We start from the raw sequence: 13,960 nt of genomic DNA, 5'->3' as shown, positions 1-13,960 counted from the left end.
ACCCAATTATTTTTATCTTTTTTTGTCAGGAAAGACCTTATAGATGTCATTTCTCTTAACAAATCTTGCAATTTCTATGACTTTATTTTCACAATATAAACCCATGCGATAATCACCAATTCTAACTCTGTATGCAATCGCATATCCTTTCAGTTTAACAACGTTAGGTACGTCTTCTAATGTTTCGGCATTTTCGAGATTTATTATTAAATCTTTTAGTTTTTTCTTTAGTCTCCGGTCCTTGATTTTCCTGATATCATTAAGGAAACTCCTTAGATAAAAAACTTCCATTATTCTTCCAATGCCTTCATTACATCATCCCGGCTAACCCTATCATCTCTATCCGCTTGCTGCATCAGGAGAAGTAGTCCTATATCTTCTTTTTCTTCATTGGAAAGCGCATTGAATCTTTCTTTTTCCTTGTACTCAACAAAAAAACGGACTGCTTTTTCCATTAAAGCTTTTACACTCATATCTTCAAAAGCAGAGAGTATTTTTAATTTGGTGAGTAGTTTTTCATCAATATCTATGTTTTTCCTCATATGTCAAATATATAAAAAATATATTATACATACAATGCATATAAATTAATAATCAATACTACTCACCCCTCCAGTTTAAATTGCTTCATCAATCTTATCAGAAACACAGGAGCAATACTTCCTATCACGATCAATCGCCATTCCGCTTCGTGCAAATACGATAGCTGCAATGCCTCTTTTACCGGTGCGATAGCGATGGTCAAAAGGAGTAACACAGAACAAAAAATCACCGCCATCCATAGGTGTTTGTTGCGGATGATTTCATTTCTGAAGAAATTATCCCGCCTTTCGATAAGGTTGAGCCGATGCCATAATTGACCGAAGGCCAAAGCGAAAAAAGCAATGCTGTTGCTCGTGCGGTTATCGGCTCCTAAGGCCAATATGGCGTAACTATAGACGGCTAGAACGGATACGGTCATGACTACACTGTATAGGATAACAGACTTCCAGTTTTTTCCGGAAAGGATCGGTTCTTCGGGCTCGTGAAACTTACCTTCCATGATAGAAGGCTTACCACCGCCCATTCCGAGGGCCAGGGCCGGAAATACGTCCGTTACCAAATTAAGAAACAAAATCTGCAGTGGCAGCAAAGGCATTCCCAAATTGGAAAAGGCGGAAATGGTTACCACCATGATCTCAGCCAGGTTACATGAAAGCAGGTAAATCACAAACTTCCTGACGTTGTTGAAGATAATCCTCCCTTGCCGGATAGCCCGGACGATGGAAGAGAACGCATCATCTACCAGAATAATATCTGCCGCTACCTGGGTGCCCCTTTTTCCCATAGCAATGCCTATGTCAGATTTTCTCAGGGCAGGAGCGTCATTAACCCCATCACCTGTCATGCCCACTACAAAGCCCTGGCTACGGTAATGGTCGACAAGATCCAGCTTTTGCCTGGGAGTAACACGGGAAAAGATGATGGTATCATCCAGCCGCTCCAACGCTTCACCGGTCATTTTTGTGACAGGCTTCAGATCAGCACCATGTATCACCGGTTCCTGCCCGCGCCTTGACAGGCCGATCATGTCGGCGATGGCCTTTGCGGTTGCGGGGTGGTCGCCTGTCACCATCACAATTTTAATTCCTGCGCGATAACATTCTGCCACTGCTTCTAAAACATCCTTTCGTGGTGGATCCATAAAGGCAATTAACCCGGAAAAAATAAGATCATGGGTATAAACATTTTCTCTTGTTTCAGGCTTTTGGTAGGCAAAGGCCAAAACTTTGAGGCCGGTTTTGGACAAGAAAACTGTTTTTTCCTTCCAATAATTTTTATCTCCTTCCGGCAAAGCCACGGGTTTTCCCTCCTTCTCGATGTAAGTGCAGAGAGCCAGGATTTCGTCGGTACTTCCCTTGGCAGAGACAAAATACCGATTACCGGCCTGATGCAGCGTAGCCATATACCTTGTATCGCTGTCAAAAGGTATTTCATCCAACTCTTTCCAGCGTTGACGCAACTCGTCAATTAAGGATGGGTTGATATCGTCCGCAAGTTTCAGCAGGGCAGTTTCAACAGGATCCCCTATGCCGTCTTCCCCTTCCCTTAAATTAAGCGTTGTTGCAAAAAACAGCTACATTCAATAGATTGCGGACATCTTTTGCTGCAAGTGCTACTGCGTCATGATCAATACCGGGTGCGGAAGCGGAAATATCTCCATTATTTTTTGGTAAACTGACAATACTGGCGGTAAGGTTATTCTCTGTCAGTGTCCCGGTTTTGTCCGTCATAATGATGTCAGTTTCCCCTAGTGTTTCTACTGAAGCCAGCTTTTTTACAATTACGTGATGTTTTGCCAGTTTTAACATCCCTTGTGACAAGGATATGGTGGCAACGATAGGCAATCCTTCCGGATTGGCCGCCACAGCCAGCGCTATGGCAGTTTCGATGACGACAAATAAATCCTGCCCCTTAGCCAGTGCCACGATGATCAACAGCACTATAACTGCTATGGTTAATACAATGAGTTTTTTGCCGAGCTGGTTTAACTTCCTGTTTAATGGAATTTCCTCTTTCTGTGCTTCTTCCACCATGCTTGAGATAAGTCCCATTTCTGTGTGGAGGCCTGTGGCGGTCACAACCGCTTTGCCGTTGCCCCTGGTGACTGCCGTAGCTTTAAACACCATGTTGGTACGGTCTGCCAGTACTATCGATTCATCCAGTGCGCCGGTTGATTTCATCTCCGGCATTGATTCACCGGTGAGGGATGATTCGTTGATTTCCAGCCTGGCTAATTCTATGATTCTTCCATCGGCCGGAACCATATCTCCGGCCTCCAGGGATATTACATCTCCAGGCACCAGCTCTCTGGCTTCTACCTCTTTCATTTCACCGTTTCTGATCACGCGGGCATAGACCTTGTCAAGTTTTTTGAGCGACTCCATGGATCTTACCGCCTGAGACTCGAGTATGTAACCGATCATGGCATTGATCAAAATAACGGCAAGGATTGAAACAGACTCGGTGTAATCACCCAGCAAATACGAGATAACTGTCGCCCCGAATAACAATAGTACTATAGGGTTTTTGAATTGATTAACCAACATTTCAATGCCCGATGGCTTGCCTAACCCAGGTATTTCATTGAAGCCATGTTGTTCGCGGAGTTTCGAAACTTCCTCTTCGGTAAGTCCGTCCGCACCGGAATGCGATTGCTGCAGAACTTCTTCAATTGAAAGGGCATGCGGCATTCTATGCTTCGTACCGATCTGTTTGGTTGCTGTTTTCACCGGTTATTTTCTTCAGCTTTTTTTTGTCATAATAAATATCGTGAAAAAGTAATTACAACTGTCACAGAAATATGAATTAAATTCCTGATTGATTGGCGCGAATACTATGGGTCAGTGCTCAGGAGCGGGCCTGTTCTGCGCTTGTCAGACTTCGAATCCGATAGTTTAGCGGCCGGGTATTGAATTTCAGGAGGGGCTAAAAACTAAAGCTTTAAAACTGTACCGCTGGATTTATTCAAGATTTTACCGATTTAATGCGCTTTTAAGTAGATTAGATTTATTTTTATAGAGCAAAGTATTTGGAAAGCCGGAGATGGCGCGACAAGTATAGACAAAATCAATGTATAAAAAACACGTGAAACGAAGTTATTGGCCACAGATATTCTTGTTGTTATGGTCGGCGTGCCTCTTATCATGCCATTCACCTTCTCAGAACAAAGAAGTAGAAAACGCTTTTGTCCCCAATACAGGCCCAGCTCCTGCCGATGGTCCTCCCGGCATGGTTTGGGTTCCCGGCGGACAGTTTATCATGGGGGCGCTGGATGATGACCGGCAGGCAAGACCGGATGAAAGACCCGCACATCAAGTTAAAATCGATGGTTTTTGGATGGATGTTGCCGAGGTGGCCAATAAACAATTTGAAGCATTTGTGTCGGCTACGGGATACATTACCACTGCGGAGAAAAAGCCCGAATGGGAAGCAATGAAAAAACAACTGCCCCCTGATACGCCCAAACCCCCGGATTCGATATTAGTGGCGGCATCGATGGTTTTCACACCGGTAGAAACCGACAACCTGTTTGATTGGTCTCAATGGTGGAGTTGGGTGGCGGGAGCCAACTGGCGCCATCCCCAGGGACCGGGAAGCAGTATTGAAGGAAAGGAAGATCATCCGGTTGTTCAGGTGTCATGGGATGATGCCAAGGCTTATCTGGCATGGGCAGGGAAAAGATTTCCAACCGAGGCTGAATGGGAATTTGCCGCTCGGGGGGGATTGTTTAATAAATTATATCCATGGGGCGATGACAACGACATTACGGTCTGCGGAAACACCTGGCAAGGAAAGTTTCCGGAGCATAATACGAAGGACGATGGATTTTTTACCACAGCTCCTGTCAAATCCTACCGCCCCAATGGGTACGGCTTATATGATATGGCCGGCAATGTCTGGGAATGGACTGCCGATTGGTACCATGTGGATTATTATGCGCAGTGTGCCAACCAGGGAACAGTAGCCAATCCCCCGGGTGCCGATAAGCCCTTTGACCCAAGACAGCCTTATACCCCCCAGAGGGTGCAGCGCGGTGGCTCTTTTTTATGCAATGAAAGCTACTGCAGCAGTTACCGCGCCAGTGCCAGGATGCATTGCAGCCCCGATACCGGGCAGGATCATGCAGGCTTCAGAGGAGTAATGACACAGGAGATGTGGGAAGCCATCAAAAACTGATAGGGACTTCAACCAGGGTCTGGTCCCATGCCATTTTCATTACCGTCTTGTTTTCCCCAACCCCAACAAACTGAATGGTAAATGCCTCAATAACATCATCGAGTTTTTGGGTTGGCGCTTTGATTCTCAAAAGATCATTTTGTTCTTTATACCTATACGCGCCCCAATAATCCAGGTCGGTGTTGATGATAATGGTCCATTCTTTTTCGCCTGGAACGGCAAACAAAGAATAGGTTCCTGCCTTTACCTTTTGCCCTCCTATGGTCACGTTCTGATAGAATTTGATTTCAGGGTTCTCATTAGCGCCGGTTCTCCAGACTTTACCGTAGGCAACCATACCTCCGAAAACTTCACGGCCCTTTTTTTGAGGCCTGCTGTAAATGACCCTTACTACCGCCTTTTGACCTGCCTGCCGGTCATGGGGGAAGTTATCCGGAAAATACGCGTAATCCAATGGACTTTTGTCCAGGCCGCGCCAACTGACATTTTGGGCCTGTGTAACAACGGGACTTAAGATCAACAAGGCTGCAAAAAGAATTAGTTTTTTCATCGTTAAAAAATATGTTTTTAAGTGAACTTTATGTGTTGTTTTAATCGCCTAAAATAATTAAATGCGAATATCGAAACAACAGTTCCCTTTCTGCGAATATTATTTTTGCATACATGGCTTTCGACACTTGCTGCTATGCCCGGTCTTGTATTTTAGCCGATATGAATACATAAACTCTCCAAGTGAGTATGTATATAAGGCAAAAATGATTGATGCTCAATAGGTAAATACCGTAGGGCTGGCCTTTATTTTGGGCATCATCAGCTCCTCATTCGACACTTTTACACCTTCGATCAGATTGCTCTCCTCTATGCCCTCTACCTCCATGCAGTGAGGGCAGGCAAGTACCTGCGCGCCGTCTGAAATCATCGCTTTCAGCAACGCATGAAGGTTTTCATCTTGAAAAGAGAGGGTATCTGCTCCGGGAGACATGAGTTTCACACCATTGACATTCAGAAACACAGTTACCGGAATCTCATTTTTAAGCGCATTTTGGCCCAAATGAAGTCCCATCAGTGAGCTGTGGGCACTAGCGGTTGCATCGCTGACAAGATTAATGATTAACTCTGCCGAATGAGGTTCCGTATTAACAACCTGTTCGGTATTTTTGCTTTGCTGACAAGCAGTTATTCCCGAAAACAGGAAAGCCAAAATAAATAATTTGTCAAATTGTTGTGTCATCGTTTTTTTGATTTGTTTAGGAAAAGCGCTCTTGCCGGGTTAGTAAACGCCTGCCCGGTAGCTGTAAAATTTATTTTTGGTCCAAAATTAATGTTATAACTGCTGCTTTTTTGTGACTTTACTCATCCGGTAAGAAGATATTTGTCATATTGGCCCATGGCGTGCCGGAGGTTAGCTTTTGCTTTCTAAAAGCGTACCGAGAAGCAGCCATGGCGGTGGGCCGAAGAAAATAGTTTGAAATTTTAAATGAGCATTAAAAGTGAATCATCATTTAACTAACAAGGTAGCATTAGTAACAGGTTCTTCCAGGGGTTTGGGCGCGGCTATGGTTACTAAATTGGCAGAAAATGGTGCCAAGGTGGCTATTAACTATATAAACAACGAACAAGGCGCCCAAAAGGTCAAAAATGCTGTAATCGCGGCGGGTGGTCAGGCGGCAATATTCAGGGCAGATGTGACGCAAGAAAGTGGTGTGGCCAACTTGTGTAAAGAAATAAACCGGGTTTTTGGTGAGATTGATATACTGGTGCTTAACGCTACCTGCCACCATCGACATTTATCCATTGAGGAGCTAACCTGGGCCGATATGCTGGAAATGATGGACTATTTTGTTAAAAGTCCTTTATTACTTGCCAAGGAACTGTTAGGTCCCATGAAAAGAAAAAAATGGGGGCGTATCATTCACATTGGCTCTGAGGCGTTTGAGTTAGGCATGCCGGAATTCAGCAATTATGTTGCGGCAAAAGGCGCGCAGCTTGGGTTGACCAGGTCATGGGCTTCTGAGCTGGCCCCGCATAATATCACCGTCAATTTGATCGCTCCCGGATGGATTCCCACCGAAATGCACCGTGATGCCCCGGAATCATCTATCAGGGAATATGTGGAAAATCTTCCAATGAAACATATGGGTGAACCTTATGATATTGCTGCAATGGTCGCTTTCCTGGCTTCTGAAAACGCCAAATTCATCACCGGTCAAAAAATATCGGTAAACGGGGGCAATACTTTTGTTTGAGCAGCAGTAATTGATGCCATGATAAGCCAGGGGGTCATAAGATCCTTAACGGGTCTACTTAACTACGGAATGAAGGCGGTATATTGATTGTAGTATGCTTTTTATAATCTGGTGAGATGCGGCACCTTACAGGTAGGCCACTGTTAGGAATGAAGATTTATGATTCATGTAAGTTCCATAATAAAACCAGCGTAAACTAACAATTTGCAAAAGCTACATTTACCGGAAACAAGTTTCCTCATACTAAATGAAAATATTACACATTATTCTATTCATATGGACATCATCAGCGGTATTAGGTCAAAATATTAAAACCCTGGAACCCACCATTGACGCAAAACTTGATTTCAGCCCTGAATCTATCGCCAGGTACAATTCACCCGAATCGTGGCGGAAGTGTGACGAGGTGTGGAAAAACTTGGATAAAGAGGGAAGAAGTTACAAAGAAATCACATCGGATGAAAAAGAAATATTGAGACACTGTGATGAGGCCAAAGAAAATATCTGGATGACCGAGGGTAGTGGATGCAGTTGGTATTGTGGTATGGGCCCCATGGGTTTCACGGCTTCGTCGTATCTGGCATCTCAGGGAAATAACAGCTACAGGCCTGAAAATGCCCACGATTTTAGCTATAAAAACGCCTGGGTTGAAGGCGTAAATGGATATGGTATCGGGGAATACCTGGAATATCATTTCGCTCCTGAAAGCCCCAGAGTTAACAAAATTGTGGTTATCAATGGTTATGTTAAAAGCAAATCTGCCTGGGAAAATAACTCCAGGGTAAAGTTGCTTAAAATGTATGTTGATGATAAACCTTTTGCCTATTTGTACTTAAAGGACATAAGAGCCGTACAAAGTTTTTCCGTGCCTCCGATTGGTAATGGTGACAGAAATGATTTGGAGGCTTTAAAAAAGAAGGATAGCTGGAAAATAAAATTTGAAATTGCTGATGTTTACAAAGGCCTTAAATACGATGATGTTGTAATCACGGAAATTAGCTTTGACGGCTTGGATGTTCATTTTCTGGCACGGGGCACGAAAATAACCCTGGCAAATGGTCAAACCAGGAATATTGAATGGCTTTCGGTGGGTGATGAAATTCTGAGTTATAACCTCGAAAACAATCTTTTTGAGCCATCTGTGATTAAAGAGTTGGCCAGTCCGGTTCATGATAATCTTATGAAAATCATTTTTAAAGATGGTAGCGCAATCATAGCAACTGCCGACCATCCTTTCTATGACGGAAACGGTTGGAGATCATTTGATCCCCAAAAAACAAGTTTGGAGTACCGCTTCGATCACGTACGGAAATTACAATTGGGGAACAGGCTTCAAACGGTTAGTGGATGGGTGGAAATTGCTGCGATTAAACACCTTAATAACAGCCAGCAAACCTATACCATCGTTAAGCTGGAGAAAAACAATGCATTTATAGCCAATGATTTGATTACAGGAACCGAGACATTGCGTGAACCTGGTTTTAAACGATCACATGCTTTTAATACGAAGAAAAACCTCTAATGAAGCGAGCATCCGTGGATGTTGCGCGACCTGTAACAAGGAAACTGGCGTGCGTTTAGCGGAGCGTTGCTTCTACGCTGAAGCTTTTCCCGGCGGCCGTAGCTTTATAAAATTTTCCATTTCTTAGCCAGATCGAACTTATCGAACAGCCACCCATTGAGCTCTAAATAGTTATAACTTGCCATGGGAAAGCAAGTGCTGTGTTAAATGACGGTTTTTTAACTTTTGAAAGTATTGTTTAAACGAATTGATTAGCTTTATGTAAAAAACAAAGATTTATGCCTGCCAATCATCGAAGAAAATTTTTAAGGCAAAGCTCCCTGATAGGAATAGCTGGCTTTGCCCCGTCTTATGTTTTTTCTTTGCCTGTATCACCGGCAGAAAAAAGAAAATTTAAAATGTGTCTCAATCCGGGAGCTATCGGCGTTAAAACCAATCAGAAGGCGCTTTTGACCCTGGCCAAAAAATTTGGATTTGAGGCTATTGTGGCCATGCCTGATGAAATTGCCAATATGTCTGAAAAACAACTTTCAGATTTTTTAACTACCATGCAGGCAAAACAAATCTCATGGGGATCGGCGGGGCTGCCAATGGATTTCAGGAAAGATGAAAAAAGTTTCAGGGATGGTCTGGCCCGACTGCCCAGGCTGGCAGGCGCTTTGCAGCAGGCCGGCGTGTCACGATTGGGCACATGGATCATGCCTACACACGTTGAACTTACCTATCTTGCTAACTTCAGGCAACATGCCAGCCGGTTAAGGGAAATTGCCAAGGTGCTGGGGCACTACGGTTTGAGGTTAGGGTTGGAATATGTAGGTCCCAAAACTTTGATGACCAGGGACAAATACGCATTCATCCGTTCGATGCAGGAAGCTAAAGAGTTGATTTTTGAAATCGGTGAATCCAACGTAGGGTTGGTGCTGGATAGTTTTCACTGGTTTTGTGCCGGGGAAACAGTGGCGGATATTCTGACACTGCGTAAAGAAGATATTGTTACCTGCGATCTTAATGATGCCAGAGCAGGTTTTACCGCCGATGAGCAGATTGATAACAAAAGGGAGCTGCCGGTTGCTACCGGTGTGATCAACCTGAAAGCTTTTTTAGGTGCATTGATATCACTTGGTTACGATGGCCCGGTACGTGCTGAACCGTTTAACCAAAAACTCAATGATATGGACAATGAGGTAGCTGTAAAAACGACTTATGGTGCCATGAAGAAAGCTTTTGATTTGATATAACCCAACTAGTTGTCTTTAAACCTGCTTTCCGAAGGAATGAAATTATAATGTTCCCAAAATTTGTCATCATAACTTCCGGTAAAATCTTTGAGCATTTTAACCATAACTCCCATTTTCGGCCTTTCGGCAAGGGGTAGTGCCTGAACTCTGTCGGTGGCTACCGTTACCTGATGATGTTTGATGGTTATGTTTTGTTCTTTTAATAATTCATCATAACTTCTGGTGCCATGTACAAAATACCATTTGCCATCTACCTGTTTGTAATGGGATTTCTGTATGAAATTTAAATGGCTCATATCATCCCAGTGTTCTGCGGCGTATTGCTGTTCCAGATAGCTGATACCATAATTTTTTTTGTTGATCCGGATGGTTCCTTTGTCAGGGTAATTCTTTTTGGTTGAATTTATCATGATAACATAATAATGATCATCATCGATGATAACATCATCTGCCAGCGTATAACGGTATCTTTTCATTTTCGATTTTTTCAAAAAAGAAGGCAGATACCGGAGCATTATATGACTTCCTGTAACATAGACATCCGTTAACCGGCTATCCTGTAATCTTTTTTCGCCTAGCTTATTAAATCCTTTGACACGTATCTTTTCAATATAAAAAGCCGGAATGGTCTTTTTTCCATGGTAAAGGTCGAGCACAAACTCCTTGATCAGTACTGGCAAAGCGTCTACGGTGTCTGTAATCCGGCTAAACAATGTATAAGTTACCGAGTCTACCTGATAGTTTTTTTCAAGATTCAAAATAGCCTGCAGCACAATCTGTGAAGGTGAGCGTGCATTCACCTTGACTTCCTTCAGTTGATGTATTTTATCATTCAGGCGGACGACTATATTGGATTTATCCTGGCATTTTAATCTGACCGTCTGGGTATGGTAACCAACATAGGATACCAGCAGTGTGATATTACAATGGTCTTTTGGAATTTTCAATGTAAACAGACCCTGGCCATTGGTTACAGTGCCCAGGTTAGTATCTTTAACAGCGATGTGACAATTGGCTATGGGTTTGTTATTTTCATCCTGAACAATGCCTGAAGCAACAATCATTTGCGAAGAGACTGTAGTCGAACTCAGACTTAAAAAAATCATATGTAACAGTTTCAACAATTGCTTGCCGGCAGGTTGGAATAATGACGAAAATACGCTGATAGCGCAAGTGTCTCGTGGCTGTTGCACAACGTTTTCGGCAAAGTTCTTTGTGCCTTGGGGTCTTTGTGGTGTCCCTTTTTTAACCACAGCGGCACAAAGACACAAAGAGGCACAGAGGTTTTTGCCGATAAAAAAAAATACGGGCATGTGTTTGCGTTGTGCAACACCCATGTCTCGCTTGTGCTGCACCAGTCCGGGAAACCGGAAAGATGCTTGCGTTTGCACCAGTCTGTTGAGTTTAATGCACGGATTCATTTTAAAGCTATTTTAAAATTCGGAATCGCCGAAGTCCGGAAGAGGGTTAAGAACCCCCTAACCGGACTCGTAATCTATGTATTGGATATTGTAACAACTGTAACTATTACCGTAGCAACATCTTTAATGATTTGTAACCAGCACAAAGCTTTACAGGTGCCCTTCCCCTTGCCTCTCTTCATACCCCTGCAACTGGCAAAGCAGCCTTGTGATTCGTATTGCCGGCTCGTTGCATGATACCGGCCTATTGCCTGCTTCCAAAAATCCGGTGTCAGCTTTGTGGAGCTAAGAATGTTTTCAGTAACCGCCATATAGATTAAGGTTTCATCATCAGGCATGACAAGGTGCACCTTTCCGGTTACTTCTTTTCCATCTATGGTGGTTAATTGTACATCCACAATCAAATCATCAACTTCCGGGTAAGCGGTTCTGCTGTTAATACTTGATTTGTAAACATCGGGGATCTCCACTTCTACAAATTCCGGTTGGATTGATACCTCGTCCTGCTGTTGGCAGGCAGTTGAAAAAATGAAAATCGCCAGAATTGACAGTGTTGTTTTTAGATTTTTCATGATGTGTTGTGTTTTAGTTAAAAAAATAGTTATGGAGGTTAGCATGAATTATTTCCTGAATGTTTTATCAGGAAACGGATGAAATCATCTGCTTTTAAAAAATCTTAAAATTAATTCAGGATTCTTGTTACTATCAGAATCCCAATATTGGGGGGAGTGATAAACTTTGTATGAATAAATTCCAATACCTAGCTATCTCGGTTCGAAAGATAGGAATAATTTATTTGAAAGAAAACTGTTTATTAATTTTCTTTCATAAAGTTTAAGGCCCTTCATTTATGCTGTGGAATACATAAATGATCCTGCTTAAAAGCTACTTACAAAGTTGAGAGTTTTCGAGGGTCGAATCATTTACTAAACACCGAGCAGCAATAATTAATTCATAAATTTTGATATTCAAATCAACTTATTTGTTCCCTTTCTTTTTTGGACTGTTATCTGAAGGAGTGAATAAACAAACACAATGCAGGCTACTGAAGATTGATGAGAACGATTATTTTAGTTTATTGCTGAAAACGGCCTTTTCAGATACAATAGGAACTATAACAGTAAAAGAAATCATCTCATGATATGTCCAGGATGTTTAAAGAAGAGTTTTCCAAAGCCTATGAGGCCTATGGATTTTACACCTATCAGGATTTTTATCTTTTTGGCCGGCAGATAGGGATAAAGCAATCAAGGGTAAGCAAAATTATAAAAGAGTTCATACCAGTACATGAATCGGTGCATATACTGGTTGAAAGGTCATTTCTGAATACAGCGGTCAAAGAAACTTATCTTGCCTGCTACCTGGAGAGAATTAAGAGGCTGACCATGAACGCTTAAATGGGCTGGGGATTATTCGAGGCTTGTCAAATGCTTTTTTACCTCGGTAACCAGGTATTCTGCTTCTACGTTTAATGCATCTGCTAACTTAAGTAACGTTTTTAGCGTAGGCTGGCGAAGACCGCGTTCATACAAAGAGATTGTTTCCTTGTCAATATCGCAGAGTCCTGCCAGATCTATTTGCGTTATTCCGATTCTCTCTCTTTCCTTTTTTAGTACAACTCCAAAGGCCTTTTTGATATCCATAAAATCTAAACTAGCTATGTAAGGAATTTTATAATCAAACCATAGTACGATTTGTTATTTTTTTTATATATTTACCAGACAATTAGCTACCTACAGAATTCAGAAATTTTTTAAACTTTACTAACAAAACTATGAAAGCAAAAATTATCGAACTATCTAAAGAATCTGCTGGCGATGGTTACAAAGTGCTGCTGAATTGCAAAGGTAAAACCCACACCGCCAGGCTCAGGCCACATGAGGCCGACCGGTTACTTGCCCATGGGAAATTCGAGGAAGTTCAAAAAGGTATTTACAGGTTATCAGGCAAAAAGCCGCTACAAACAATGGCTGATGATTTGAAAAAACTGGTCGTCCGGGATTATGGCAAAGAGGCATTATACGGAGACATCGATAATTGGATCAGGTATGTAACTTTGTCCATCGATGAAAAACTACCTGCCAAGCTCACAGTATTTTGATTTATTATTTTTTCTTTACCAATTAAGAGATATACTTAACCCAAATCAAAGCTGCAAAGTATAAACCGGCTTTTTTAAAGAGGGCGCCTTAAAGGGGCACCCTCTTTTTTCATTAAACTTTGAAAATCTTTGCTGCGATCACACAAGTTTAACTACCGTTCACTTTTTTCCATTTCGTTCCGCCTCAACTGGTCGATAGAAAACCTGCCCGCCCCGAAAATCAGAAACAACACCAGCAAAACCAGTATGATGATGGACATTTCCAATTCCATCAAATGGCCGACAGAAAGAAATCCTTTGGGATAATTCACCAAAAATACAGCCCCTATCAGAATAGGTATTTGCAAAAGCGATACCCACCTGGTATAAAGCCCGAAAATAATCAGCGGCCCTCCCAGCACATGGGCAAAGATCACGTAGTGGGCTATACCTGCGGCAAAAAAGTTGAGACCTGCCTGTTCTGTCATCGTAGATTGCAGGTCATTGATGTTGAACATAAAGTTCAGCCCCTTGTAGGTAATAAAAACGCCCAGAAAAACACGGAGAATTACGAAAAATGTGGGCCGGTGCGAATCAGCCCAATGCTCGATTTTATGTAAGGCATTCATGGTATTAGGGTTTTTGTTTCCTATAATTTACAAAAATTTGAGGTACAATTTTAAAATCAGGTAGCAAAATTGTACTACCTACGATTACCGGGACTGAGTCATGTC

The 13,960-nt window shown here is 42.4% G+C and carries 17 protein-coding genes; 7 read left to right on the top strand and 10 right to left on the bottom strand.

From position 1 onward, the window contains the following. Positions 1–12: 12 nt before the first annotated feature. From AC04NP_RS16070 to AC04NP_RS16055, 4 genes are all read right to left on the bottom strand, one after another. Entirely contained in the window at positions 13–291 is a 279-nt protein-coding gene (locus tag AC04NP_RS16070; protein ID WP_482860831.1) for a type II toxin-antitoxin system RelE family toxin, read from the bottom strand. Beyond that, positions 291–542 (bottom strand): hypothetical protein, encoded by a 252-nt coding sequence (locus tag AC04NP_RS16065; protein WP_482860829.1) that lies wholly within the window; start codon positions 540–542, stop codon positions 291–293. Before AC04NP_RS16065 ends, AC04NP_RS16070 begins: the two co-directional genes overlap by 1 nt. Before the next feature lie 62 nt (positions 543–604). Continuing rightward, complete coding sequence (locus AC04NP_RS16060) at positions 605–2,071, bottom strand: cation-translocating P-type ATPase (protein ID WP_482860898.1); 1,467 nt, start codon at positions 2,069–2,071, stop codon at positions 605–607. Positions 2,072–2,093: 22 nt separating this feature from the next. Then, positions 2,094–3,272 carry an HAD-IC family P-type ATPase gene (locus tag AC04NP_RS16055; RefSeq protein ID WP_482860827.1) on the bottom strand — a complete coding sequence of 393 codons (1,179 nt, stop codon included), beginning with the start codon at positions 3,270–3,272 and terminating at the stop codon, positions 2,094–2,096. A 355-nt stretch (positions 3,273–3,627) separates the two neighbouring features. On the opposite strand from AC04NP_RS16055, the gene AC04NP_RS16050 reads away from it, so the two are divergent. Continuing rightward, entirely contained in the window at positions 3,628–4,719 is a 1,092-nt protein-coding gene (locus tag AC04NP_RS16050; RefSeq protein WP_482860825.1) for a formylglycine-generating enzyme family protein, read from the top strand. Here AC04NP_RS16050 and AC04NP_RS16045 read toward each other — a convergent pair. Next, positions 4,709–5,269, bottom strand: a complete 561-nt coding sequence (locus tag AC04NP_RS16045) for a DUF2911 domain-containing protein (RefSeq protein WP_482860823.1) — start codon at positions 5,267–5,269, stop codon at positions 4,709–4,711. The two genes, AC04NP_RS16050 and AC04NP_RS16045, sit on opposite strands and share 11 nt — an antisense overlap. A 216-nt stretch (positions 5,270–5,485) precedes the next feature. After that, positions 5,486–5,950 carry a DsrE family protein gene (locus AC04NP_RS16040; protein ID WP_482860821.1) on the bottom strand — a complete coding sequence of 155 codons (465 nt, stop codon included), beginning with the start codon at positions 5,948–5,950 and terminating at the stop codon, positions 5,486–5,488. Positions 5,951–6,209: 259 nt separating this feature from the next. Between AC04NP_RS16040 and AC04NP_RS16035 the strand changes: the two genes are divergently transcribed. From AC04NP_RS16035 to AC04NP_RS16025, 3 genes are all read left to right on the top strand, one after another. Further along, a complete protein-coding gene (locus AC04NP_RS16035) occupies positions 6,210–6,965 on the top strand; it encodes an SDR family NAD(P)-dependent oxidoreductase (protein ID WP_482860820.1) in 756 nt (251 codons plus the stop codon). Positions 6,966–7,212: 247 nt separating this feature from the next. Next, positions 7,213–8,487, top strand: coding sequence for an NADase-type glycan-binding domain-containing protein (locus AC04NP_RS16030; protein WP_482860819.1), 1,275 nt, complete (start codon positions 7,213–7,215; stop codon positions 8,485–8,487). 278 nt (positions 8,488–8,765) lie between these two features. After that, positions 8,766–9,725 (top strand): sugar phosphate isomerase/epimerase family protein, encoded by a 960-nt coding sequence (locus AC04NP_RS16025; protein WP_482860818.1) that lies wholly within the window; start codon positions 8,766–8,768, stop codon positions 9,723–9,725. 5 nt (positions 9,726–9,730) lie between these two features. Here AC04NP_RS16025 and AC04NP_RS16020 read toward each other — a convergent pair whose 3' ends face one another. Next, positions 9,731–11,146, bottom strand: coding sequence for a carboxypeptidase-like regulatory domain-containing protein (locus AC04NP_RS16020; RefSeq protein ID WP_482860816.1), 1,416 nt, complete (start codon positions 11,144–11,146; stop codon positions 9,731–9,733). 74 nt (positions 11,147–11,220) lie between these two features. Continuing rightward, on the bottom strand, positions 11,221–11,718 hold the full coding sequence (locus tag AC04NP_RS16015) for a hypothetical protein (RefSeq protein ID WP_482860815.1): 498 nt from the start codon (positions 11,716–11,718) through the stop codon (positions 11,221–11,223). A gap of 389 nt (positions 11,719–12,107) precedes the next feature. On the opposite strand from AC04NP_RS16015, the gene AC04NP_RS16010 reads away from it, so the two are divergent. Together AC04NP_RS16010 and AC04NP_RS16005 are read left to right on the top strand one after the other, a co-directional pair. After that, the gene (locus tag AC04NP_RS16010) at positions 12,108–12,287 is read left to right on the top strand and encodes a hypothetical protein (protein ID WP_482860814.1); all 180 of its coding nucleotides are present in this window, start codon (positions 12,108–12,110) and stop codon (positions 12,285–12,287) included. A 1-nt stretch (position 12,288) separates the two neighbouring features. After that, positions 12,289–12,543 (top strand): hypothetical protein, encoded by a 255-nt coding sequence (locus tag AC04NP_RS16005; protein WP_482860813.1) that lies wholly within the window; start codon positions 12,289–12,291, stop codon positions 12,541–12,543. Positions 12,544–12,555: 12 nt separating this feature from the next. On the opposite strand, the gene AC04NP_RS16000 is transcribed toward AC04NP_RS16005, so the two are convergent. Next, the gene (locus tag AC04NP_RS16000) at positions 12,556–12,789 is read right to left on the bottom strand and encodes a helix-turn-helix domain-containing protein (protein ID WP_482860811.1); all 234 of its coding nucleotides are present in this window, start codon (positions 12,787–12,789) and stop codon (positions 12,556–12,558) included. Between the two features lie 131 nt (positions 12,790–12,920). Here AC04NP_RS16000 and AC04NP_RS15995 point away from each other — a divergent pair, with 131 nt between their 5' ends. Next, entirely contained in the window at positions 12,921–13,247 is a 327-nt protein-coding gene (locus AC04NP_RS15995; protein ID WP_482860809.1) for a hypothetical protein, read from the top strand. Positions 13,248–13,399: 152 nt separating this feature from the next. Here AC04NP_RS15995 and AC04NP_RS15990 read toward each other — a convergent pair whose 3' ends face one another. Then, positions 13,400–13,855, bottom strand: coding sequence for a DoxX family protein (locus AC04NP_RS15990; protein ID WP_482860808.1), 456 nt, complete (start codon positions 13,853–13,855; stop codon positions 13,400–13,402). Positions 13,856–13,960 lie beyond the last annotated feature (105 nt).

The sequence above is a fragment of the Agaribacillus sp. DX54 genome (assembly GCF_056858335.1).
Note: the sequence above shows the minus strand (reverse complement) of the source record. Positions and strands in the feature narration are given on the sequence as shown.

What these genes read in the sequence shown, in the direction of transcription:
- AC04NP_RS16070 (WP_482860831.1), bottom strand. Translation starts at nt 291, where the DNA reads ATGGAAGTTTTTTATCTAAGGAGTTTCCTTAATGATATCAGGAAAATC.
- AC04NP_RS16065 (WP_482860829.1), bottom strand. Translation starts at nt 542, where the DNA reads ATGAGGAAAAACATAGATATTGATGAAAAACTACTCACCAAATTAAAA.
- AC04NP_RS16045 (WP_482860823.1), bottom strand. Translation starts at nt 5,269, where the DNA reads ATGAAAAAACTAATTCTTTTTGCAGCCTTGTTGATCTTAAGTCCCGTT.
- AC04NP_RS16040 (WP_482860821.1), bottom strand. Translation starts at nt 5,950, where the DNA reads ATGACACAACAATTTGACAAATTATTTATTTTGGCTTTCCTGTTTTCG.
- AC04NP_RS16030 (WP_482860819.1), top strand. Translation starts at nt 7,213, where the DNA reads ATGAAAATATTACACATTATTCTATTCATATGGACATCATCAGCGGTA.
- AC04NP_RS16025 (WP_482860818.1), top strand. Translation starts at nt 8,766, where the DNA reads ATGCCTGCCAATCATCGAAGAAAATTTTTAAGGCAAAGCTCCCTGATA.
- AC04NP_RS16020 (WP_482860816.1), bottom strand. Translation starts at nt 11,146, where the DNA reads ATGAATCCGTGCATTAAACTCAACAGACTGGTGCAAACGCAAGCATCT.
- AC04NP_RS16015 (WP_482860815.1), bottom strand. Translation starts at nt 11,718, where the DNA reads ATGAAAAATCTAAAAACAACACTGTCAATTCTGGCGATTTTCATTTTT.
- AC04NP_RS16005 (WP_482860813.1), top strand. Translation starts at nt 12,289, where the DNA reads ATGTCCAGGATGTTTAAAGAAGAGTTTTCCAAAGCCTATGAGGCCTAT.
- AC04NP_RS16000 (WP_482860811.1), bottom strand. Translation starts at nt 12,789, where the DNA reads ATGGATATCAAAAAGGCCTTTGGAGTTGTACTAAAAAAGGAAAGAGAG.
- AC04NP_RS15995 (WP_482860809.1), top strand. Translation starts at nt 12,921, where the DNA reads ATGAAAGCAAAAATTATCGAACTATCTAAAGAATCTGCTGGCGATGGT.
- AC04NP_RS15990 (WP_482860808.1), bottom strand. Translation starts at nt 13,855, where the DNA reads ATGAATGCCTTACATAAAATCGAGCATTGGGCTGATTCGCACCGGCCC.